This window comes from Pseudomonas sp. WS 5071, assembly GCF_012985765.1.
GTDB classification, from domain to species: domain Bacteria; phylum Pseudomonadota; class Gammaproteobacteria; order Pseudomonadales; family Pseudomonadaceae; genus Aquipseudomonas; species Aquipseudomonas lundensis_A.
Genome location: NZ_JAAQWY010000007.1, coordinates 90,769 through 111,983, shown reverse-complemented (window position 1 = coordinate 111,983; position 21,215 = coordinate 90,769). Strand labels below are relative to the sequence as shown.

Sequence of the window (21,215 nt, the reverse complement as noted above, 5' to 3'; positions counted from 1 at the left end):
AGCGCGTTTTTTTTGGCTCACCTTATGCCGGGATTGCTTTGGCCTTCGGCTCACGCGCCCAGACACGATGCTGACCTATGGCAGCAAAGAATGCCTTGAGGTCCTTGGCATCCTTGAGCACCAACAGCCCCTCATCCGCCTGCAAATGCAACACATCCAGCAACTGCTTGGCTTCGCCGTGCAGCGCAATCGCTTTCAAGTGTTTATAAGCTTCCAGTACGTAATGCAAAGCTACGCCATCGCCGCTGAGGGCTTTGATCGATGCGGCGCCGCCGGGCACATACACGGCGTCGAAAACCACGGAAGGCATGCCTTCCATTGACGCATCCACCGGCAGCACTTTGCCATCAACTGTCTTCACAGGCGCTGAAGTCGGGCCCAGCAACTTGGCATGCGCGCCTTCCGCCGCCAGCGCCTGCTTAAGTGCATCAATCACGGCACCATCGACGCCGTTGGCAGCCAAAATCGCCACTTTACGGGTTTTGATATTGCCTGGCAGCAGGTTGGCCTGGCTCAGCGCAGGGGACTGGCTGACGCTGGTTTTGCGGGCGTCCACGGTGCCTGCTTTAGGCGCCGGCAGACCAAGGTTTTCGGCCACACGTTTGGCCAGTTCGAGATCGATGTTGGCCAGAATCTCGTTTACCTGACGCGCACGGATATGCTCGCGTTCGACCTTGCCCAACTCAAAGCTATAAGCCGCAATGATGTGTTCTTGCTCGTGTTTACTCATGCTGTGGAAGAACAACCGCGCTTGCGAGAAGTGATCGCTGAACGACTCGCTGCGTTGGCGAATCTTGTTCGCATCGATGCGTTCCGGGTAGCTTTCAAATCCGCCATCGCGCGCAGCTGGCGGGGTTTCTTTCGGCCAGCCGCCATCAATCGAGTTAGGCTCGTAAGACGCCCGACCTGTATGGATGGTGCTGCGGTGCTGTGCGTCACGCTGGTTGTTATGGAACGGCGCGACCGGGCGGTTGATTGGGATTTCATGGAAGTTCGGCCCGCCCAGACGGCTGATCTGCGTATCGGTGTACGAGAACAGTCGGCCTTGCAGCAGCGGGTCGTTGGAGAAATCGATACCAGGCACGATATGGCCCGGGCAGAACGCAACCTGCTCGGTCTCGGCAAAGAAGTTGTCCGGGTTACGGTTAAGCACCATTTTGCCCAGTGGCGTGATAGGCACCAACTCTTCGGGGATCAGTTTGGTCGGGTCAAGGATGTCGAACTCAAACTTATGTTCGTCTTCCTCGGCAATGATTTGAACCCCCAATTCCCACTCAGGGTAATCGCCCACTTCAATCGCTTCCCACAGATCGCGGCGATGGAAATCGGTGTCTTTACCGGCGAGCTTTTGTGCTTCGTCCCACACCAATGAGCAGGTGCCTGCACTTGGGCGCCAATGGAATTTAACGAAATTGGATTTACCCTCGGCATTGACCAGCCTGAAGGTATGCACGCCGAAGCCCTGCATGCTGCGCAGGCTTTTCGGAATGGCCCGATCTGACATGGCCCAAATGACCATGTGCGCCGATTCGGGCACCAGCGAAACGAAATCCCAGAACGTATCGTGGGCTGAGCCGCCTGTAGGAATTTCGTTATGCGGCTCAGGTTTTACCGCATGTACAAAGTCAGGAAACTTGATGGCGTCCTGAATGAAAAAGACTGGCATGTTATTGCCGACCAGATCGAAGTTGCCTTCGTCGGTGAAAAATTTAACCGCAAACCCGCGTACGTCGCGCACGGTATCGCCCGAGCCGCGCGGACCTTGAACAGTGGAAAAACGCACAAATACCGGGGTTTTCTTGCTCGGGTCCTGCAGGAAGCCAGCCTTGGTCAAGGCGCTATGGGCTTCGTATGTCTGAAAGTAGCCATGGGCGCCAGTGCCACGGGCGTGGACGATGCGCTCTGGAATGCGTTCATGGTCAAAGTGCGTGATCTTCTCGCGCATGATGAAGTCTTCAAGCAACGAAGGGCCTCTGGCGCCAACTTTCAGTGTGTTTTGATTGTCTGCAATCTTCACCCCTTGATTGGTGCGCAATGCCTGATCGGTGGCGTCATCGCGATAGCTTTCCAGGCTTTCAAGTTTGACGTTCGTGTTGCCACGATCCAAGGTGTCGGTGCCGGCCATCTGGCTCTTGTTCGAAGACGGTTTTTTGGTACTCATCAGACGTCACTCCTTGTTGGCAAAAGCCCCACGGGCCGGGCTTTGTGGACAAATCTCCCAAAATGGGATGTGAGTTGCTCTAGTACTGACTTGTACCCTTTGGCGACGTTCCTTTTTTCTGACCTTTGATCGTCTTATTGCCAAATCAAAGGATGGAGCGCAAATAAATGCTAAGAACCTCTATACGGACAGGCTAAAATGCGCGCCCGGCTAACCGCTGATCTTATTTTTTCGCGCCCCACAAGGTTCGCTACGTGATTGAGTTCCATAACGTTCATAAAACTTACCGGGTCGCCGGTAAGGACATTCCCGCGCTGCACTCCACCAGTTTGCGTGTCGAGAGCGGTCAGGTATTTGGTCTGATTGGCCATTCCGGTGCGGGTAAAAGTACATTGCTGCGCCTGATCAACCGCCTCGAAACACCGAGCGGCGGGCAGATCATCGTCGACAACGAAGACGTCACGGCGATGGATGGCAACGACCTGCGCCGTTTCCGTCAACAAGTCGGCATGATCTTTCAGCACTTCAACCTGCTGGCCTCCAAGACAGTGGCTGACAACGTTGCGCTGCCCCTGACGCTGGCCGGTGAATTATCCCGCAGCGAAATCGACAAACGTGTCGCTGAACTGCTGGCACGGGTGGGCTTGTCCGACCACGCCAAAAAGTACCCCGCACAACTGTCGGGCGGGCAAAAACAGCGCGTGGGCATCGCCCGTGCCTTGTCCACCCAGCCCAAAGTGTTGCTGTGCGACGAGGCCACCAGCGCCCTCGACCCACAAACCACCGCTTCGGTGTTGCAGTTGCTGGCCGAAATCAACCGCGAGTTGAAGCTGACCATCGTGCTGATCACCCATGAAATGGACGTCATCCGTCGCGTGTGTGACGTGGTCGCGGTCATGGATGCAGGCAAAATCGTCGAGCAAGGCCCCGTGGCCGATGTGTTCCTGCACCCCAAGCACCCGACGACCAAGCGTTTTGTGCAGGAAGACGAGCAGATCGATGAAAGCGAACAACGTGACGACTTCGCTCACGTGCCAGGCCGCATCGTGCGTCTGACCTTTCAGGGCGAAGCCACCTACGCGCCGTTGCTGGGCACTATTGCCCGTGAAACGGGTGTGGACTACAGCATCCTGGCCGGTCGCATTGACCGCATCAAAGACACCCCTTATGGGCAACTGACCCTCGCCATCACCGGTGGCGACATGGACGCTGCTTTCGCGCGCTTCACCGCCGCAGACGTACATATGGAGGTGCTGCGCTAATGGAAACCCTCTTGAGCTTCTTTTCCAACATCGACTGGTACGAAATCTGGCTGGCCACGGGCGACACCCTGATCATGCTTGGCGGTTCGCTGCTGTTTACGGTGTTGCTCGGCTTGCCGCTGGGCATCCTGCTGTTCCTGTGCAGCCCGCGCCAACTGCTGGAACAGAAAACCCTGTATTCGGCCCTGTCGTTCGTGGTGAACATTCTGCGTTCGCTGCCCTTCATCATCCTGCTGGTTGTGATGATCCCGTTCACGGTCTTGATTACCGGTACCTCGCTGGGTGTCGCCGGTGCGATTCCGCCGTTGGTCGTGGGGGCCACGCCGTTCTTTGCGCGCCTGGTCGAAACAGCGTTTCGAGAAGTGGACCGCGGCATCATCGAAGCCACTCAGGCAATGGGCGCCAATACGCGTCAGATCATTACCAGTGCGTTGTTACCTGAAGCCCGCCCCGGCATATTTGCTGCGATAACGGTGACAGCCATTACGCTGGTGGGCTACACCGCCATGGCAGGCGTCGTCGGCGCGGGTGGTCTGGGCGACCTGGCCATCCGCTTTGGTTACCAGCGCTTCCAGCCCGACGTGATGATCGTGACAGTGGTGCTGTTGCTGATTCTGGTGCAAATTCTGCAAACCGTTGGCGATCGGCTGGTGGTGCACTTTTCGCGCAAGTGAGCGCGACCCCTCGTTAATAAACGTAACCGCCAGCCTCCGGGCTGGCAGGCGCCTGAAGTCAGGTGTTCACAAGGAGTTGCTGGATGAAGAAGTTATTTGCTGCGGTAGCCGCTGTTGCGGCGTTTTCAGCCCACGCGGGCGATCTGACGGTGGCGGCCACGCCTGTGCCGCACGCCGAAATCCTTGAGTTCGTGAAGCCAGAATTGGCCAAACAAGGCGTTAATCTCAAGGTCAAGGTGTTCACCGACTACATTCAGCCAAACGTGCAAGTCGCCGAAAAGCGCCTGGATGCCAACTTCTTCCAGCACCAGCCTTACCTGGATGAGTTCAACAAGGCCAAGGGGACAAACCTGGTCAACGTGGCCAGCGTTCACCTTGAGCCGCTGGGCGCTTACTCTTCCAAGTACAAAACGCTTGATGAACTGCCCGAGGGCGCGACCGTGATCATCCCCAACGACGCCACCAACGGCGGTCGTGCATTGTTGCTGCTGGACAAGGCGGGCTTGATCAAGCTCAAGGACTCACACAACATTCTCTCGACGCCTAAAGACGTTGTGGAGAACAAAAAGGGCCTGAAATTCCGTGAACTGGAAGCTGCCACCATCCCGCGTGTGCTGACCCAGGTCGATATGGCACTGATCAACACCAACTACGCGCTGGAAGCCCGGTTGAACCCGGAAAAAGACGCACTGGTGATCGAAGGCAGCGACTCGCCTTACGTGAATATTCTGGTAGCTCGCCCGGACGACAAAGATTCGGACGACATGAAGAAACTGGTTGCCGCGCTGCACAAACCTGAAGTGAAAGCGTTCATCAACGAGAAGTACAAAGGCGCCATCGTTCCGGCGTTCTAATGCCTCTGCCCCTCGCCTGATCGCTGCCGCAGGCTACGAGCTTGGATCTGCAAGCTCGCAGCCTGTGCCAGCAGCAACTGCTTACCCTTACTTCCTTTCGACCAAACCCGGTAACTGGGCAACCATTTTCTGGTTGTTGAACGGTGCGCGGATAAACCCCCGCTGAGTGCCGTCCGGGCCAATCAGCGCCAGATTGCCACTGTGGTCGACCGTGTAATTGGGTTTGCTGGTGTCTGCGGGAATGAACGGAATGCTCACCGCATTGGCCAAGGTTTGCAGCTCTTCAATGGACGCAGGCGTCAGGCCCACGAACTGCGGATCGAAGTAACCCAGGTATTGCTTGAGCTGCTGGGGGGTGTCGCGATGCGGGTCGACGCTGACCAGTACGATTTGCAGTTTGTCCTGCACGGCTTTCGGTAACTCGCTTTTGATCTGACGCAGCTGGGCCAAGGTGGTCGGGCAGATATCCGGGCAAAAGGTGTAACCGAAGAACAACACGCTCCACGTGCCTTTCAGTTCGTTCATTTGCACCGGCTGACCGTCCTGGTTGGTCATCTTGATCGCCGGCAACGGACGGCTCTGCGGCAGCAGAATGATGCCCGCATCGATCAGCGCCGTATTGTCGCTCTGGCCTTTGCCGGACATGATTTTGTTAAACGTCAGGCCCATGACCAACGCCACCAGCGCAACGAGGATGTAAACGGTTTTTTGAGTTTTAGTCATAGGTTCAACACTGAGTAATGATCGACAAGCAAGGCGATGAACAACGCGAACAGGTAGTAAATAGAGTACTTGAAGGTGTTGATCGCGGCGTGCGGCAGGGTGCCACGGTACAGCACCCATGCCCAATACAGAAAGCGTGCACCCAACCCCAGGGCACACACCAGGTAGAGCCCGCCGCTCATGCGAATCACAAACGGCAGCAGGCTCACGGCCAGCAGCACACAGGTGTAAAGCAGGATGTGCAACTTGGTGTACTGCTCGCCATGGGTCACGGGCAGCATCGGAATGTCGGCGTTCGCGTATTCGGTTTTGCGATAGATCGCCAGTGCCCAAAAATGCGGCGGGGTCCACGCGAAGATAATCAGCACCAATAACAGCGGTTCGGCAGTCACATGCCCGGTCACGCACACCCAGCCCAGCAGTGGCGGTGCAGCCCCGGCCAGCCCGCCGATCACGATGTTCTGCGGGGTGGCGCGTTTGAGAAAGCCGGTATAAATCACCGCATACCCCAGCAACGATGCCAGCGTCAGCCATGCCGCGAGTGCATTGGTGAACACCCATAACATCCCCAGCCCCGACACTGACAGCAACAGGGCGAACGAAAGCGCAGCACCGGCTGAAACCCGCCCCTCGGCCAGCGGACGTTTCTGGGTGCGCGCCATCAACGCATCAATGCGCCGGTCCACCACATGATTGACCGCCGCCGCCCCGCCAGCGCACAAGCCAATCCCCAGATTGCCAAAGACCAGCACTGTCCACGGCACGCCCGCGCGCGTAGCGAGGAACATGCCCACCAGCGAGGTGATGAGCATCAGCATCACCACCTTGGGTTTGGTCAACTCCAGGTAATCACGCCACAACGCCTGACGCGGCCGTTCGACGATCAAGGTCGCCATGGCAGTTCTCCTTTAAGCAGGATCGGCGCGGGCACGGGTGGTCGAGGGCTGAAACGCCAGCGGGCAAGACGCGGCGCCTGGACCCTGACCAGGGCCGTACGAGCGTGGTAATTGACCAGCACCAGCGTCAACAACAGGACGGCGCCGCCAGCGTTATGTGCCACGGCAACCGCCAGGGGCAAGCCGAACAGCACGTTGCTGACACCCAGACTCAGTTGCAGGCCAAGCGCCAGCATCAGTAACCCCGCCAGCCGCGTCATGCCCACCCGACGCAGTTGCCAGGCCAGCCCCAGCAACACAACCGTGAGCACCAACGCCCCCATGCGATGAGTGAGATGAATCGCCGTGCGCGCGTCGCTGTCCAGCTGGCCGCCCAAATAGTTGGGGCCGATGTGTTGCGTCAGATGAAAGCCGTTAGCGAAATCGGCCGGCGGCCACCATTGACCATGGCACGTCGGCAGATCGACACACGCCACGGCGGCGTAATTGGAACTGACCCAGCCACCCAGTGCGATTTGCACAATCGCCAGCACCAGCCCGGCAGTCGCCCACCCCTGTAAACGGCGTGGCACGGCCAGCGCTGGCAGCACGCCTGACAAGCGCAGGGTCAGCAAAAACAACAAGCTCAAGGTCGCAAAACCGCCAAGTAGATGGCCGGTCACCACTTGCGGCCAGAGTTTGAGCGTGACTGTCCACATGCCAAAGGCCGCCTGCGCGAGCACCACCAACAGAATGAACAACGGCAATTTGAGGGGTTGACCGGGCAGTGCACGCTGACGCCAGGCGCGCGCCGCCAACAGCACGATCACCAACGCCAGCGTGCCGGCGAAGTAGCGGTGCACCATCTCGCTCCTGCCTTTTTCGGCATGTACCGGGGTGTCGGGAAAGTGCCGTTCAGCATGGGCCAATTGAGCATCGGTTTTGGGTACGCTGATGAAGCCATAGCAGCCGGGCCAGTCCGGGCAACCCAGCCCGGCATGGGTCAAACGCGTGTAGGCACCCAGTAACACCACCACCAGGGCCAGCAAGGTTGCAAGTAATGCGAGACGAAATCCGGCTTTGGCCATGACGGTTTTCCTACCCGATGTTGGACAGTTTCAACAGGTGGCGCAGGTCGTTGAGCACATCCTTGCCTTTGACACTGGGGTCGTAGCGCAGCACCAGATTGCCGTGCGGATCGATGATCCACAGCTGCGCGCCGCCATTGCCCTGCGCGCCCTGTGTGTACGCCGGCATGTCCATCGCATAACGCTGCAACTGCGGGTATTCACGTTGCAGCTTGGCCACATAGTCAGCGTCCAGCGGCTGCGCGCTTGCCAGCGCATGGGTGGCGCGGGAGGCATCGCGCCCCAGACCGATCTGAATCTGGCGTGCCAGGTACACCAATTGCTGACACGCAACGGTGCAGGTTTGCGGTGCGGTCACCAGCAACTGCCAGCGGTGCTCGTCCGTTTCAACACCCAATTGAGCCCGGGTCGGGCCGTTACCAATCAGTTCACCGTGATAACTGCGGCTTTCCGGCACCCAGAACTTGAGCGTGTACATCCCGGTGGCCAATACCATCGGACCGATGGTCAGCAACAGAATAAAGATCAACTGCAGCCGTCCTCGACGCCGCGTAGCCGGTGCTGCGTTGCGAGCCGTTTCAGACCGATTGATGGCCGTTCCCATGGCGCTTCTCCCGAGCGTTATGCCAACCGAGGTACCCATAAAGCCCGCACAACGCCAGCGCCATGGCGAACCATTGCACGGCATACGCGGTATGTTTTTCCGGCCCCATGCCCGTGGCGATCACCGGCCAGTCGGCTTGATACGCCGCAGGGCCGGGCGTAATACGCACTTCATCGTTAAAACCGATTCGACCCAGCTCATCCCACAATCTGGCCGGGAAGACCGCTGTCACCAGTCGCGGCCAATCACCTGTGGTCGGGTCGGCGCGCAACTGGAAGGGCGCGCCGGGGGATTCGTACACCCAGCCTTCGAGGTCCAATAACTGATCCGGGGTGCTGAACACGGGTGGCGTGCGCCGACTTGGCCATTCAATCCAGCCGCGATTAAGCAGCAGCCACTGGCCGCTGGCCTGATCCTGAAAGGGCTGCAGCAGCTCGACCCCGACCTTGCCGTCGCGCATACGGTTGTCCAGTAACACGCTGTGTTGCGCATCCAGATGGCCCCGCAATTGCACCCGGCGAAAGGCGGGGGCGCCGTCGCTCATCAACTGCCCGACAGCCACTGGCGCGGCAGCCCGGCGTTCGGCGTAATGGTCGAGCAGCACGCGCTTTTGCTCGGCACGTCCCAGCTGCCAAACGCCCAGAAACACCAGCACAGGCAATAACGCCAAGACCACCAACGTGGGTAAACGCCCGGGCGCAAAGGCGGCCATGGTCGGGGCGTCTACAGCACGTAGACAAACAGGAACAACGCCACCCACACAGCGTCCACAAAGTGCCAGTACCAACTCGCCGCCTGGAACCCGAACTGATGCTCGGCATTGAAATGCCCGCGCACGATACGCACCAACATCACCAACAGAATCAGGGTGCCGATGGTGACGTGGGCGCCATGGAAGCCGGTGAGCATAAAGAAGGTCGCGCCATACACACCCGAACCCAGCGTTAGCCCCAGCTCCTTATAGGCATGAATGTATTCCTCGGCCTGAAAGCCCAAGAAAGCGATGCCCAGCACCACAGTCAGCCCCAACCAGGCTTTCAAAGCACCGCGCTGGCCTTTGTTCAGCGCATGGTGAGCGAGGGTGAGGGTGACGCTGGAGCTGACCAGCAACACCGTATTGAGCAGCGGCAGGCCCCACGGGTTGATGATGTCTTTGGGCGCCGGGTAAAGCACCGGATCGGGGCTGTTCAGCAAGGGCCAGGCAAACTGAAAGTTGGGCCACAACATGTGTGCCAGCGCTTTGCTGCCTTCACCGCCCAGCCACGGGCCCGAAAAATGACGCACGTAAAACAGTGCGCCAAAAAACGCCGCGAAGAACATCACTTCCGAAAAGATGAACCACGTCATGCCCCAGCGAAACGAGCGATCGAGCTGCGGGCTGTACAGCCCGGCGCGGCTCTCTTTAATCACCGCACCGAACCAGCCCACCATCATGTAGGCCACCAGCAGGCTGCCGACGAAAAAGATCAGCGGACCATGGGATTCAGGGCGTGCGGCCTTGAGGTCGTTGAACCACGTGGCTAGCCCGCACACCGTGACCAGCAGGCCTACCGTGGCAATGATCGGCCACTTGCTTTGCGCCGGGACATAGTAGTGATCATGAGTTGCCATGGAGCGTTCTCCTTATCGGGCTGGCCTTTGAGCGTCATTGCCAGCAGCAGCAACGGGCGGATGGCGCGCGGTGATATCGAACAGCGTGTAGGCCAGCGTCAGATGCTTCACGTCCTTGGGCATGTCGCGGTCGACGATAAAACGCATGGGCATTTCGATGCGCTGTCCCGCTTGCAGCACTTGCTGGGTGAAACAGAAACATTCGGTCTTGTGGAAATACTGCGCCGCTTCAGCCGGGGAAATACTCGGCACCGCTTGGGCCGACATGGGGTGGTCAGACGGGTTGGACGCCACAAATACCATCTCGTACACGCCGCCGGGGTTGACCACTAACTGATCGCCCTTGGGGTAAAACTCCCACACCATGCCCAGGTTGTTGGTGGCCAGAAACTGCACCCGCACCTGCCGCCGGGTGTCCACTACCTGCGCCCCCTCATACTGCCCGGCCGTCTTGCCGTTAATGCCGAAGGCTTTGCACATCACGTCATACAGCGGCACCAGGGCAAAGCCGAAGGCAAACATCACCACCACCATCAGCAACAGGCGCATAACCAGGCGCTTGATCGATGTTGAGTCAGCCATGAATCCTCCTGCTGCCTTAATATCCCTGGCCCTCTCCCTCCGTAAAGGGTCAGAACAAAGGGTTCACTTGATTTCAGGCGGCGTCGTAAAGGTGTGATACGGCGCGGGCGATGGCACGCTCCATTCCAGGCCTTCGGCGCCGTCCCACGGTTTGGCAGGCGCTTTCGGCCCGCCACGAATGCATTTGATGACGATGAACAGGAACAGCAATTGGGTCGCGCCAAACATGAACCCACCGATCGACGACACCATGTTGAAGTCGGCAAATTGCAGGTTGTAGTCCGGAATCCGACGCGGCATACCGGCCAGTCCCACGAAGTGCATCGGGAAAAATGTCAGGTTCATGCCCACGAAGGACAACCAAAAATGCAGCCGGCCAAGGGTTTCGTCGTACATATGCCCCGTCCACTTCGGCAACCAGTAATAGGTCGAGGCAAAAATGCCGAAAATTGCGCCCGGTACCAGCACATAGTGGAAGTGCGCCACCACAAAATAGGTGTCGTGGTACTGGAAGTCGGCCGGTGCAATGGCCAGCATCAACCCGGAAAACCCGCCGATGGTGAACAAAATCACAAACGCCACGGCAAACAGCATGGGCGTTTCAAACGTCAGCGAGCCTTGCCACATGGTGCTGGCCCAGTTGAAGACTTTGACCCCGGTCGGCACGGCGATCAGCAGCGTGGCGTACATGAAAAACAACTCGCCCACCAACGGAATGCCCACCACAAACATGTGGTGCGCCCACACGATAAAGGACAGGAAAGCGATGCTGGCCGTGGCGTACACCATTGAGGTATAGCCGAACAGTGGCTTGCGCGAAAAGGTCGGGATGATGGCACTGATCGCGCCGAAAGCCGGCAGGATCATGATGTACACCTCGGGATGGCCGAAGAACCAGAACACATGCTGGAACAACACCGGATCGCCGCCGCCAGCCGCGCTGAAGAAGCTGGTGCCGAAGTGGATATCCATCAGCATCATGGTGACCACGCCCGCCAGCACCGGCATCACGGCAATCAGCAGGAAAGCAGTAATCAGCCAGGTCCAGACAAACAGCGGCATTTTCATCAGCGTCATGCCGGGCGCCCGCAGGTTGAGGATGGTGGCAATCACGTTGATTGCGCCCATGATCGAGCTGATGCCCATCAGATGGATGGCAAAGATGAAGTACGTCACGCTCTCGGGGGCATAAGTGGTGGACAAGGGGGCGTAGAAGGTCCAGCCAAAATTCGGCCCGCCCCCGGCCATGAACAAGGTCGATACCAGCATCAGAAACGCCGCCGGCAGCAGCCAGAAACTGAAGTTGTTCATGCGCGGCAAGGCCATGTCCGGCGCACCGATCATCAGCGGAATCATCCAGTTGGCCAGCCCCACAAACGCGGGCATCACCGCGCCAAACACCATGATCAGGCCGTGCATGGTGGTCATCTGGTTGAAGAACGCCGGCTCGACGATCTGCAAACCCGGCTGGAACAGTTCGGCACGGATAACCATGGCGAACGAGCCCCCGAGCAAGAACATGCAGAAGCTGAACCACAGATACAGGGTGCCGATGTCCTTGTGATTGGTGGTCAGTACCCAACGCATCAAGCCTTTGGCCGGGCCGTGAGCGTGGTCGTCGGCGTGCCCGTGGTCATCGATAACAGCACTCATGTCCTGACTCCTTGCGCACACATCAATGAGCGGCTCATTTGCCTTGCGCCTGTTTCAGCGCGAGCACGTCTTTGGGGGTGACCATGTCGCCCTTGTTGTTGCCCCACGCGTTGCGTTCGTATGTCACCACCGCCGCAATGTCGACTTCCGACAGTTGTTTACCGAACGCGGCCATGGCCGTGCCGGGCTTGCCGAAATACACGCGATGCAAGTGGTCGGCGGCGGGGCCGGTGGCAATCGGGGAGCCCTTGAGCGCCGGGAACATCGGCGGCAGCCCTTGGCCTTCAGCCTGGTGACAGGCAACGCAAGCGGTGTGGTAGACCTTGTCACCCCGCGCGACCAACTCGTCGAGGGTCCAGTCCTTGCTGGTCAGCTCTTTGAGCTGCGCAGCCTGCGCCTTGCGTTCGGCCAACCAGGCGTCGTAGTCGGGTCGGGTTTTGACATCGACCACAATCGGCATGAAACCATGGTCCTTGCCGCACAGCTCGGCGCATTGACCGCGATAAAGGCCGGGCTTTTCGACGCGGGTCCAGGCCTCGTTGATAAACCCCGGAATCGCATCGCGCTTGACCGCAAACGCAGGCACCCACCATGAATGGATAACATCCGCAGAAGTCACCAGAAAGCGCACTTTGGCGCCAGTTGGCAGCACCAGCGGCTCATCGACTTCGAGCAGGTAATGCTCGTCCTTGGGGGCTTTGTTATGAATTTGATCGGCAGGGGTGGACAGGTTGCTGAAGTATTCGACGTCCTGGCCCAAGTACTTGTAATGCCACTTCCACTGATAGCCCGTGATCTGGATGTCGACATCCGAATCACTGCTGTCGTAGATATTGATCAGGGTTTTGGTGGCTGGCACCGCCATCGCCACGAGGATCAGAAAAGGCACGACCGTCCAGAGGATTTCGACCGTGGTGCTCTCGTGGAACTTGGCCGCTTGCTGGCCCGTGGAGCGCCGGTGAACGATCATCGACCAGAACATGGCACCAAATACAATGATGCCGATGACCACACAGATCCAGAAAATGGTCATGTGCAGGTTGAAGACCGCCTGGCTGACTTCAGTCGCGCCGGGGGTCATATTCACGGTCCAGGCGGCCTGCGCCGGATTGAAAACGGACCACAACAGCAGGCCCATCCATAGGTTTGGATGTCGCTTCATTGCGGGTTCCCCTTTATTTTTCTTGTTATTGCGCCGGTCTATACCTGCGTTACAAGGGGGCGGTTTTCAAACCAGTGAACCTTGACCGCCGAGCCTCGCCTGCTCAGGCAGTCGGGCATCATCAGAAAACGTTTACAAAATCGAGTATAGCCAGCACCTCCAACCCCGCAACGCGCTGACCGAAAACTGTAAAAAACTGACCCCAACGACAAATGGCACTCACTGCCCGATCGCAAAATGAATAACAATACGCGCCCTCTGAAAAAGGCCCTGTGGTTCACGGGGCCATTTTTCAACGATATTCCCTGTCTAGTGTCTCCCTGGAGTTCCCATGAACACCGCCGCCATCCGCGAGCAGATCTTGTGTGCCCAAGAACATGAGGCCGATACGGGCCTGCTCGCTCGCCAACTGGAAACCAAACTGCCGCACCTTCACGCGACCATTCATGTGCCCGAGGTCGATAAAAGTGCAGTGATGACGCGCTTTGTCAGCGCCTATATCGATCAAGTGCCTGACTTGCTGGAAGCGGCCAATGAAGTCGCGCGCGAAGCGGGCATCGAGTCGCAGATCAAGCCGGTACTGAAAATTGCCGAACAGTTTTTCGTTCAGCCGCCAGCACTGATGAAGGAACACGTCGGTCTGGAAGGTTTGCTGGATGAAGCGTATTTGGCGCACCGCCTGGTGGAAGAGGTCAACGACCTCTATATCAAGCACTTCAAGCAGCCGCTGATCCCGCTGGACACCACGGTGGCCAACCTGATCGCGCATCAATTGATCGGTGAGAGTTTTGCCAATCAATTGGATGAAGTCGTGCATCACGCGCTTGACCGCATGCTGGACGACGAGTGTTTCGCGCTGGAATCGGTGGAAGCCTACCGCGACAAACTCACCAGCCCCGACACCGGTGCCGCCTGGAAGCGCTGGCCGTGCCTGTCCAAACAGTTGGGTGTCGGTTTGAATTTGTAAGCTTGCACGTGTCGCACGGGCTCATTGACGTGCGACGGCTGCGCCGCCGAATCAGCCTCGCGCTGCCCGGCGGCGACTACCGGCCTGGTTTAGAAACGCGCCTTGGGCGTTGCACTCGGGATCGGGTTGGTCCCGTCGAGTGGCAGGAAAGCGCCTTTATCTGCGTCATACGCCTTGATCTGGCTGGTTTCGATGTCATACACCCAGCCATGAATGAACAAATGCCCGCTGGCCATGCGCGAAGCCACTGACGGGTGGGTGCGCAAATGCTGCAACTGAGCGATGACGTTTTCTTCGGTCAGTACGTGCATGCTTTCGGCTTCATTGGCGCAGTTGCAGTTGTCCTGCACCATGGTTTTGGCCACTTCTACGTGGTGCAGCCAGGCGCGAACCGTCGGCATTTTTTTCAAGCTGGCCGGGTTCAGCACAGCGCGCATTGCGCCACAGTCCGAGTGGCCGCAAATGATGATGTGCTGCACGCCCAAGGCCAGTACGGCGTATTCAATGGCGGTTGAAACACCACCGTTCATCTGACCGTACGGTGGAACTACGTTGCCAACGTTACGGGTCACAAACAGATCACCCGGCGCACTTTGGGTAATCAACTCAGGCACGATGCGCGAATCCGCACAGGCAATGAACATTGCCCGTGGTCGTTGCGCAGTGGCGAGTTTTTTAAAAAAAGCTTCTTGTTCAGGGAAGATTTCGTGATGGAAATGTAAAAAACCATCAACGATATGGTGCAACGCTGCGTCGGCACTTTCAGCGTGTGAAGGGCCAGTGGCCGAAGCAGCAGGCTGCGGTTTTTGTTTATCACTCATCGCGTATTCCCCAAGGCAAAGTGGCACCGGATGTTACCTGAACTCAAATCGGGGCTCTACGCTAAACCTGCGTATGGCCCGGACAGGTGCGGGTCATTGCTCCAGCACTTTGGCCGCGTCATCGAGTTCAAGTTCACTGAACACCTTCACGCCAGCCTCGCTCAGCAGCGCGGCCGTCACGCCCTGACCTGCCACTTTAGTTGCGCTGAAACTGCCATCGTAGGTTAGCCGGTTGCCGCATGAAGGGCTGTTGGCCTTGAGAATAGCGACGCGAATACCGTGTTTCTCAACCAACGCCAGCGCTTGCCGGGCGCCAGAAACAAACGCCTCGGTGACATCTTCACCGTCTGTCGTTATGACCGGGACCTTACCGCTGAGGACTTCACTGCCTTGGCCACCCGGAATCTCGGCCGCAGCGCGCGGCGTGGGCAAGCCACCCGCAACCTCAGGGCAGAGTGCAATCACCCGGCCTTCAGCTTGCCACTGCATCAGTTGCGGGTACGGGCCGCTTGCACCTGCGTCATACCGCACGCGATGCCCCAACAAGCAGCGGCTGACCAGCACTTTTGGCTTCACAGCACGATCTCCGTGGGACGGCGCCGGAACCAGCCCGTCAACGACAAGCGGTCTCGGGTTGCGGGCATGACTTCATGGGGGATTTCCCCCGAAAGGAACACCACCAGGCAGCCGCCCGTCGGCAGCACATCGTATTCGCCGCGGTCATTGAGGTACATGCGCAAGTGCCCACCATGTTCGGGCAACCATGCCTGATTGAGGTACACCACTGCCGACACCATACGTCGGTCGTCGTCGCGAAAGCGGTCCAGGTGCTTGAGGTAAAACGCGCCCGGCGGGTACATCGCGAAGTGGCTTTCGAAGTCCTCCAGGCCCAAAAAAAGCCTGCGGTTCATAGCGACTCGCAGGCTTTCCATCAAGCCAAGATAACTGTCACAGGCCAGCGCCTCTCCGGGCTCCAGCCATTGAATGTGGTCCCCGCGGATCCCCTCGCGGACTTCCTGGTTCAGCCCGCGCCCCACCGCAGCAGGGGTCAGTTCACCCTCAGCCGAACGTTTACGGCACTCAGCCGCCAGCTCAAGGGTCAAAGCATCGGGCAGGAAGATATTTTGCTGTGACCATCCCTGTGCGTACAGGTCGTCGACAATGCGCAGTAACAGCGGGTGATCAGAGGATATTTGCATGGCGCGCATAGTATCCATACGTCTCAAAATCTGACAGAGCCATATAGCGGTGTTCCACGAAAAAATACCGCTCGCCCTTTAAAAGCCCTTTGGACTAGACGAATTCTCGACAAGTCCTACGCCACACCCGGACAATAGCGACTTGTTGACAGGAGTCCTTCATGCGCCGCTTGGTTTTATCGTTGCTTATTTTTTGTTCATTACCCGCATGGTCAGACAGCCTGGATGATTTGTACAAGGTCGCTGGCTGGTCGGATCAACGTGCGCATTTCAATGACGCGCTGACGGCTGCCCAAGAGCGCTATCGCAGCAATTTGCCGCCCGCTGTGTATCAAGCACTGGTCAACAACAGCAGCCAGCGTTTCGACCCGCAAGCCATGGACGCGCGCGCCAAGGATCAGATGCGCAAAAACCTGACCGATCCAGCCCCCGCACTGGCTTTTTTCCAGTCCGGGTTGGGGCGCAAGATTGTCGCGGCCGAACTGCTGGCCACGCGTCGCGATCAATTGGCGCAGCATGCCCAAGGTTTGCCCCGCATTGAAGCCAGCGCCACCCGCCAATTGCTGATTAACCATCTGTCCAACGCCTTGCCTGCCCGCGAAGCAGGGGCAGAAGTCAGCCTCGCGATTGCCGGTGTGGCGGCTGACAGCCTGAGTTCGATGATCCCGGGACTGCTCGGCGGCGGTCAGGCCCAAGGCATGCTCAACGGACAGCGCCAGCGGTTGATGGAACAGATCGGCGGCGAGTTGGATAACACGTTGCTCTACGTTTATCGCGACTTGTCCGACCCCGAACTAGAAGAATTCGTCACCTTTGCTGAGTCGCCTGAAGGCAAAGCGTATTACCAGGCCGCCCTGAGCGCAGTGCGTGCGGGATTGGCGGTCGGGCAGAGCACCTCAAGCCTGGCGCCGTGAGCTTACGGGCGACGCGTCGAAGTGCCGATCCATAAACGCGAAATACCGCTCGCGTATTTCATCCGTTTCATTGGCCAAGTGATGGCGAGCGCCGGGTAGCAGCAACAGGTGCGGCTGCTGGAATTTGCTGTTGAGCACCTGCACGTTATGTCGCCAATCCACGGTTTTATCAGCGTCGCCCTGAATGATCAGCGGCTGACGCGCACAGGGCGGTGCGCTTTCAATGCGCGGGATCCAGCGGGCCAGCGCACCGACCCAAGCGGTAGGCAAACGCAGCGGCTGCAACGGATCAGCCTGCAAGAACGGCATGAAATCGGGGTTGTTGGTGTTTTCGCTGAAACGCCGGGCAATACCTTTGACGAATGGCCGCAGCAGGTAATAGCTGAATTTTGACCAATGCCAGTCCTTGGGCCGCACCAGCGGTGCCATCAATATCACCTGCCCTTGCGCCGGGCTGCTGTCGCCCTGACGCAGCAAATGATCCACCACGATCGCGCCACCGGTGCTTTGCCCGTACAAGTGCCACGGCTGGGGCAGCGACAGTGACTGCGCCTCAATGAACAAGCCCTGCAAGGCTTCCTGATACTGATAAAAATCGCCAATGCTGGCCCGCTCGCCACTGGACAGGCCGTGCCCCGGCAAGTCGCAGGCAATCACCACAAAACCTCGGTCCAATCCCCATTCAATGACGTGACGGTACAACCCCATGTGGTCGTAAAAACCGTGTATCACAAACAGCGTGCCCACCGGCGTCGCCTCGGGCCACCACACTTGGCTGACCAGATCGAAGCCCGCGGCGCTGTAGCGCCCCAATTGACGCTTCACGGGGATGGCGCGATGGGGGAAGTCCAGCCCGTAAAAGCGCTGATACGCCAGTCCTTCTCTCGATATCGGGCCATCTGCGGCCAAGGGCTGCAAACTGGCGCGCAAGGTATCGGGGGAAAACGGGGCAGGCATAAGGGGTTCCAGGCAGGGCGCGTGTGCGCAAAACAGGCTTTATAGACCGTCGATATTCATCTGTCAGGTCAAGCATGGCAAGCTACGCGGCCTTCGAGGACCTAATTTCATGCCCGTGCCCACTTTCAAGACCCTGCTTGCCTGCGTGCTGACCCTTGTTTGCGCGGGCGGGTTATGGGCCGCTTATGACTGGTTTCAGGGACAGTACATTCGTCCCTTCAGCGATCAGACCGCGCTGTTCGCCGGGGATGTGTTGAGCCTGCCCGCCGAGCTGTCCGGGCCGGGGCCCATCCGCGTGGTGCATTTCTGGGACCCGGCGTGCCCGTGCAATGTCGGCAACCAGCAACACCTGAGCGAACTGTTAGCGCATTACGTGCCACTGGGCATCGCGTTCTATTCGGTGCAAAAGTCAGGCACGCAAGGCCAATTGCCCGACAGCCTCGGCGCGATCAAACCCCTCGCCCGACTGCCCGGCGCCGAACACGTGAGCGCCAGCCCTGCCGTCGCTATCTGGGACCACAGTGGTCAGCTGGCGTACTTCGGCCCCTACAGCGAAGGGGCAACGTGCAACGCCAGCAACAGTTTTATCGAGCCGATCCTGCAAGCGCTGAGCGCCGGGCGCCCGGTCAAAGCCACTCACACCATGGCCGTGGGCTGTTATTGCCCGTGGCAGGCCGATCTCGTCGCGCCGTGATGGCGTTTTAACGAACAGGAGTTCACCCATGAAACGCCGTTTGACCGTTATTGCCCTCATCGTCGCCGCCGTGGCCGGGGGTGGTATCTGGTACGTGCAGAGCAAATTGCCCACGCGTCAGGGGCAGGTTGAACTGCCCACACTGCAAGAGCCCGTCAACGTGCGGTACGACGAACGCGGCGTGCCGCATATTCGCGCGGGCAATCAGCTCGATATGTACCGGGCGCTAGGGTATGTGCAGGCACAGGATCGCCTGTTCCAGATGGAAATCATGCGCCGTCTGGCCCGGGGTGAGCTGGCCGAAGTGCTGGGTCCCAAATTGGTGGACACCGACAAGCTGTTTCGCAGCTTGCGCATTCGTGAGCGAGCGGCCAGTTATGTCAGTGAACTGGACCCGCAATCCCCTGCGTGGCTGGCACTGCAAGCATATCTGGACGGCATCAATCACTATCAGGCCACCCACGCTAAACCCGTGGAGTTCGACGTGCTGGGCATCACCCCGCGCGCGTTTACCGCCGAAGACACCCTCAGTGTCGCCGGCTACATGGCCTACAGCTTTGCCGCCGCCTTTCGTACCGAGCCCCTGCTGACCTATGTGCGCGATCAATTGGGCAGCGATTATCTGAAGGTCTTTGACCTCGACTGGCAACCCAAAGGGGTTTTGCCCCCGGCCCTGGCAGCGAATGACTGGAAGACCCTCGGTGCACTGGCGCAGCTCAGCGACAGCGCCTTGAGTCAGGCCGGGTTGCCGCAATTTGAAGGCAGCAATGCCTGGGTCGTGTCAGGCAGACGCACACAAAGCGGTAAGCCGCTGCTGGCAGGCGATCCGCACATTCGTTTTTCAGTGCCGTCTGTGTGGTATGAAGCGCAGCTGTCGGCCCCGGATTTCGACCTGTACGGCTATCACCAGGCGCTGGTGCCGTTCGCGTTTCTGGGCAACAACCGTGCGTTCGGCTGGAGCCTGACGATGTTCCAGAACGATGACCTGGACTTGATCGCCGAAAAGACTAACCCCGCCAACCCGAATCAGGTCTGGTATCAGGGCCAATGGGTCGACATGACCCGAACCGAACAGGAAATTGCCGTCAAGGGCCAAGCCCCTGTGACGCTGGTGCTGCGCCAGTCGCCTCACGGGCCGATCATCAACGATGTATTGGGCGACATCGCAGGCAATACGCCCATCGCCATGTGGTGGGGCTTTCTGGAAACCAAAAACCCGATTCTGGAAGGTTTTTACCAGCTCAACCGCGCCGACACAGTCAGCAAAGCGCGCAAGGCAGCGACATACATCCACGCGCCGGGGCTCAATGTGGTGTGGGCCAATGCCAAAGGCGACATCGGCTGGTGGGCCGCCGCACAACTGCCCAAACGCCCGGCTGGGGTGAACCCGGCGTTCATTCTGGACGGCAGCACTTCGCAGGCCGATAAGCCCGGGTTTTACCCGTTCAGCGCCAACCCGCAGGAAGTGAACCCGCCACGCGGCTATATCGTGTCGGCCAACTTCCAGCCGGTGTCGCCCGCCGGCATTGAGATTGCGGGCTATTACAACCTGGCCGACCGCGGCCAGCAGCTCAATCGACAGCTAAGCGCCCCCGGCGTGAAGTGGAACCTGAAAAACAGTCAGGCACTGCAACTGGGCACCATCACAGGTTATGGGCAGCGTGTGCTCAAACCACTGCTGCCTGTACTGCGCAAGGTGGTGAGCGACCCGGCCGAGCTCAAGCTGGTGGAGCAACTGGCCCAGTGGCAGGGCGATTACCCGCTGGAATCGACCAGTGCAACGCTGTTCAATCAATTGCTGTTCAGCCTGGCCGATGCCGCGATGCAAGATGAGTTGGGCGATGCGTTCTTCGACATGCTGCTGACCACCCGATTGGTGGATGAGGCGCTACCTCGCCTGGTTGCCACTCCAAAATCGCCGTGGTGGGACAACCGCCACACACTGGCGCAAGAGTCGCGGGCCGACACGGTGCTGGTCGCGTGGCGAAACAGCATCACTCAGCTCAAGGCAACCCTGGGGGACGATCCCGCGCACTGGCAGTGGGGACGGGCGCATACCCTGACCCACGAGCACCCGCTGGGCAAACAGAAGCCGCTGGACTGGCTGCTCAACGTCGGCCCGTTCGACGCGCCGGGAAGCCATGAAGTGCCCAATAACCTGTCGGCCAAACTCGGGCCGGCGCCGTGGCCGGTGAGTTACGGCCCGTCCACCCGGCGTTTGATCGACTTTGCAGACCCCACCCATACCCTGACCATCAACCCGGTGGGTCAGAGTGGAGTGCCGTTCGATAAGCACTACAAGGATCAGGCGCAAAGCTTCATTGAAGGCCAGTACGACAAACCGTACCTGGAAGAGGCCGATGTGCAGCTCAACACCCGTAGCACCTTGCGTTTGATGCCCAAACTGTAGGGAC

At 58.9% G+C, this 21,215-nt stretch carries 21 protein-coding genes; 7 read left to right on the top strand and 14 right to left on the bottom strand.

Annotated elements, in window-relative coordinates; genetic code table 11:
* Positions 1-22: 22 nt before the first annotated feature.
* A complete protein-coding gene (gene katE / locus HBN61_RS06485; protein ID WP_170046374.1) occupies positions 23-2,161 on the bottom strand; it encodes a catalase HPII in 2,139 nt (712 codons plus the stop codon).
* 254 nt (positions 2,162-2,415) lie between these two features.
* Between katE and HBN61_RS06480 the strand changes: the two genes are divergently transcribed.
* From HBN61_RS06480 to HBN61_RS06470, 3 genes are all read left to right on the top strand, one after another.
* The gene (locus HBN61_RS06480; RefSeq protein ID WP_094991778.1) at positions 2,416-3,423 is read left to right on the top strand and encodes a methionine ABC transporter ATP-binding protein; all 1,008 of its coding nucleotides are present in this window, start codon (positions 2,416-2,418) and stop codon (positions 3,421-3,423) included.
* Complete coding sequence (locus HBN61_RS06475) at positions 3,423-4,097, top strand: methionine ABC transporter permease (RefSeq protein ID WP_094991779.1); 675 nt, start codon at positions 3,423-3,425, stop codon at positions 4,095-4,097. The genes HBN61_RS06480 and HBN61_RS06475 overlap by 1 nt, the downstream gene beginning before the upstream one ends.
* Before the next feature lie 83 nt (positions 4,098-4,180).
* Positions 4,181-4,951, top strand: a complete 771-nt coding sequence (locus HBN61_RS06470) for a MetQ/NlpA family ABC transporter substrate-binding protein (RefSeq protein ID WP_169962337.1) — start codon at positions 4,181-4,183, stop codon at positions 4,949-4,951.
* Between the two features lie 87 nt (positions 4,952-5,038).
* On the opposite strand, the gene HBN61_RS06465 is transcribed toward HBN61_RS06470, so the two are convergent.
* From HBN61_RS06465 to coxB, 9 genes are all read right to left on the bottom strand, one after another.
* A complete protein-coding gene (locus HBN61_RS06465) occupies positions 5,039-5,674 on the bottom strand; it encodes an SCO family protein (protein ID WP_094991781.1) in 636 nt (211 codons plus the stop codon).
* Positions 5,671-6,570, bottom strand: a complete 900-nt coding sequence (cyoE, locus tag HBN61_RS06460; protein ID WP_170046373.1) for a heme o synthase — start codon at positions 6,568-6,570, stop codon at positions 5,671-5,673. The genes HBN61_RS06465 and cyoE overlap by 4 nt, the downstream gene beginning before the upstream one ends.
* Positions 6,558-7,637, bottom strand: coding sequence for a COX15/CtaA family protein (locus HBN61_RS06455; protein ID WP_094991783.1), 1,080 nt, complete (start codon positions 7,635-7,637; stop codon positions 6,558-6,560). The genes cyoE and HBN61_RS06455 overlap by 13 nt, the downstream gene beginning before the upstream one ends.
* 10 nt (positions 7,638-7,647) lie before the next feature.
* A complete protein-coding gene (locus HBN61_RS06450; protein WP_094991784.1) occupies positions 7,648-8,241 on the bottom strand; it encodes a PA_0111/PP_0108 family redox-active disulfide protein in 594 nt (197 codons plus the stop codon).
* Positions 8,216-8,953, bottom strand: coding sequence for an SURF1 family protein (locus tag HBN61_RS06445; protein ID WP_094991785.1), 738 nt, complete (start codon positions 8,951-8,953; stop codon positions 8,216-8,218). Before HBN61_RS06445 ends, HBN61_RS06450 begins: the two co-directional genes overlap by 26 nt.
* Positions 8,954-8,964: 11 nt before the next feature.
* Positions 8,965-9,852, bottom strand: coding sequence for a cytochrome c oxidase subunit 3 (locus HBN61_RS06440; protein ID WP_169962339.1), 888 nt, complete (start codon positions 9,850-9,852; stop codon positions 8,965-8,967).
* Positions 9,853-9,864: 12 nt separating this feature from the next.
* A complete protein-coding gene (locus tag HBN61_RS06435; RefSeq protein ID WP_170046372.1) occupies positions 9,865-10,434 on the bottom strand; it encodes a cytochrome c oxidase assembly protein in 570 nt (189 codons plus the stop codon).
* 63 nt (positions 10,435-10,497) lie between these two features.
* A complete protein-coding gene (gene ctaD / locus HBN61_RS06430; protein ID WP_094991787.1) occupies positions 10,498-12,087 on the bottom strand; it encodes a cytochrome c oxidase subunit I in 1,590 nt (529 codons plus the stop codon).
* 34 nt (positions 12,088-12,121) lie between these two features.
* A complete protein-coding gene (gene coxB / locus HBN61_RS06425; RefSeq protein ID WP_094991788.1) occupies positions 12,122-13,249 on the bottom strand; it encodes a cytochrome c oxidase subunit II in 1,128 nt (375 codons plus the stop codon).
* Between the two features lie 331 nt (positions 13,250-13,580).
* On the opposite strand from coxB, the gene HBN61_RS06420 reads away from it, so the two are divergent.
* Entirely contained in the window at positions 13,581-14,216 is a 636-nt protein-coding gene (locus HBN61_RS06420; RefSeq protein ID WP_094991789.1) for a hypothetical protein, read from the top strand.
* A gap of 89 nt (positions 14,217-14,305) precedes the next feature.
* On the opposite strand, the gene HBN61_RS06415 is transcribed toward HBN61_RS06420, so the two are convergent.
* The 3 genes from HBN61_RS06415 to HBN61_RS06405 form a co-directional block, all read right to left on the bottom strand.
* Complete coding sequence (locus tag HBN61_RS06415; protein WP_094991790.1) at positions 14,306-15,037, bottom strand: carbonic anhydrase; 732 nt, start codon at positions 15,035-15,037, stop codon at positions 14,306-14,308.
* Between the two features lie 93 nt (positions 15,038-15,130).
* Positions 15,131-15,613 (bottom strand): 2-thiouracil desulfurase family protein, encoded by a 483-nt coding sequence (locus HBN61_RS06410; protein WP_170046371.1) that lies wholly within the window; start codon positions 15,611-15,613, stop codon positions 15,131-15,133.
* A complete protein-coding gene (locus HBN61_RS06405) occupies positions 15,610-16,245 on the bottom strand; it encodes a 2OG-Fe(II) oxygenase (protein WP_170046390.1) in 636 nt (211 codons plus the stop codon). The genes HBN61_RS06410 and HBN61_RS06405 overlap by 4 nt, the downstream gene beginning before the upstream one ends.
* A 152-nt stretch (positions 16,246-16,397) precedes the next feature.
* Between HBN61_RS06405 and HBN61_RS06400 the strand changes: the two genes are divergently transcribed.
* On the top strand, positions 16,398-17,150 hold the full coding sequence (locus HBN61_RS06400; protein ID WP_094991793.1) for a DUF2059 domain-containing protein: 753 nt from the start codon (positions 16,398-16,400) through the stop codon (positions 17,148-17,150).
* Here HBN61_RS06400 and bipL read toward each other — a convergent pair.
* The gene (bipL, locus tag HBN61_RS06395; protein ID WP_170046370.1) at positions 17,133-18,107 is read right to left on the bottom strand and encodes a phospholipase BipL; all 975 of its coding nucleotides are present in this window, start codon (positions 18,105-18,107) and stop codon (positions 17,133-17,135) included. The two genes, HBN61_RS06400 and bipL, sit on opposite strands and share 18 nt — an antisense overlap.
* Positions 18,108-18,216: 109 nt before the next feature.
* Between bipL and HBN61_RS06390 the strand changes: the two genes are divergently transcribed.
* Positions 18,217-18,801: a DUF6436 domain-containing protein gene (locus HBN61_RS06390; RefSeq protein WP_094991795.1), complete on the top strand. Its 585-nt coding sequence runs from the start codon at positions 18,217-18,219 to the stop codon at positions 18,799-18,801.
* Positions 18,802-18,829: 28 nt separating this feature from the next.
* Positions 18,830-21,211 (top strand): penicillin acylase family protein, encoded by a 2,382-nt coding sequence (locus HBN61_RS06385; RefSeq protein ID WP_170046369.1) that lies wholly within the window; start codon positions 18,830-18,832, stop codon positions 21,209-21,211.
* Positions 21,212-21,215 lie beyond the last annotated feature (4 nt).

Coding starts and splice junctions, on each gene's coding strand:
- katE (WP_170046374.1), bottom strand. CDS start 2,161: ATGAGTACCAAAAAACCGTCTTCGAACAAGAGCCAGATGGCCGGCACC.
- HBN61_RS06475 (WP_094991779.1), top strand. CDS start 3,423: ATGGAAACCCTCTTGAGCTTCTTTTCCAACATCGACTGGTACGAAATC.
- HBN61_RS06470 (WP_169962337.1), top strand. CDS start 4,181: ATGAAGAAGTTATTTGCTGCGGTAGCCGCTGTTGCGGCGTTTTCAGCC.
- HBN61_RS06465 (WP_094991781.1), bottom strand. CDS start 5,674: ATGACTAAAACTCAAAAAACCGTTTACATCCTCGTTGCGCTGGTGGCG.
- cyoE (WP_170046373.1), bottom strand. CDS start 6,570: ATGGCGACCTTGATCGTCGAACGGCCGCGTCAGGCGTTGTGGCGTGAT.
- HBN61_RS06455 (WP_094991783.1), bottom strand. CDS start 7,637: ATGGCCAAAGCCGGATTTCGTCTCGCATTACTTGCAACCTTGCTGGCC.
- HBN61_RS06450 (WP_094991784.1), bottom strand. CDS start 8,241: ATGGGAACGGCCATCAATCGGTCTGAAACGGCTCGCAACGCAGCACCG.
- HBN61_RS06445 (WP_094991785.1), bottom strand. CDS start 8,953: ATGGCCGCCTTTGCGCCCGGGCGTTTACCCACGTTGGTGGTCTTGGCG.
- HBN61_RS06440 (WP_169962339.1), bottom strand. CDS start 9,852: ATGGCAACTCATGATCACTACTATGTCCCGGCGCAAAGCAAGTGGCCG.
- HBN61_RS06435 (WP_170046372.1), bottom strand. CDS start 10,434: ATGGCTGACTCAACATCGATCAAGCGCCTGGTTATGCGCCTGTTGCTG.
- ctaD (WP_094991787.1), bottom strand. CDS start 12,087: ATGAGTGCTGTTATCGATGACCACGGGCACGCCGACGACCACGCTCAC.
- coxB (WP_094991788.1), bottom strand. CDS start 13,249: ATGAAGCGACATCCAAACCTATGGATGGGCCTGCTGTTGTGGTCCGTT.
- HBN61_RS06420 (WP_094991789.1), top strand. CDS start 13,581: ATGAACACCGCCGCCATCCGCGAGCAGATCTTGTGTGCCCAAGAACAT.
- HBN61_RS06415 (WP_094991790.1), bottom strand. CDS start 15,037: ATGAGTGATAAACAAAAACCGCAGCCTGCTGCTTCGGCCACTGGCCCT.
- HBN61_RS06405 (WP_170046390.1), bottom strand. CDS start 16,245: ATGCGCGCCATGCAAATATCCTCTGATCACCCGCTGTTACTGCGCATT.
- HBN61_RS06400 (WP_094991793.1), top strand. CDS start 16,398: ATGCGCCGCTTGGTTTTATCGTTGCTTATTTTTTGTTCATTACCCGCA.
- bipL (WP_170046370.1), bottom strand. CDS start 18,107: ATGCCTGCCCCGTTTTCCCCCGATACCTTGCGCGCCAGTTTGCAGCCC.
- HBN61_RS06390 (WP_094991795.1), top strand. CDS start 18,217: ATGCCCGTGCCCACTTTCAAGACCCTGCTTGCCTGCGTGCTGACCCTT.
- HBN61_RS06385 (WP_170046369.1), top strand. CDS start 18,830: ATGAAACGCCGTTTGACCGTTATTGCCCTCATCGTCGCCGCCGTGGCC.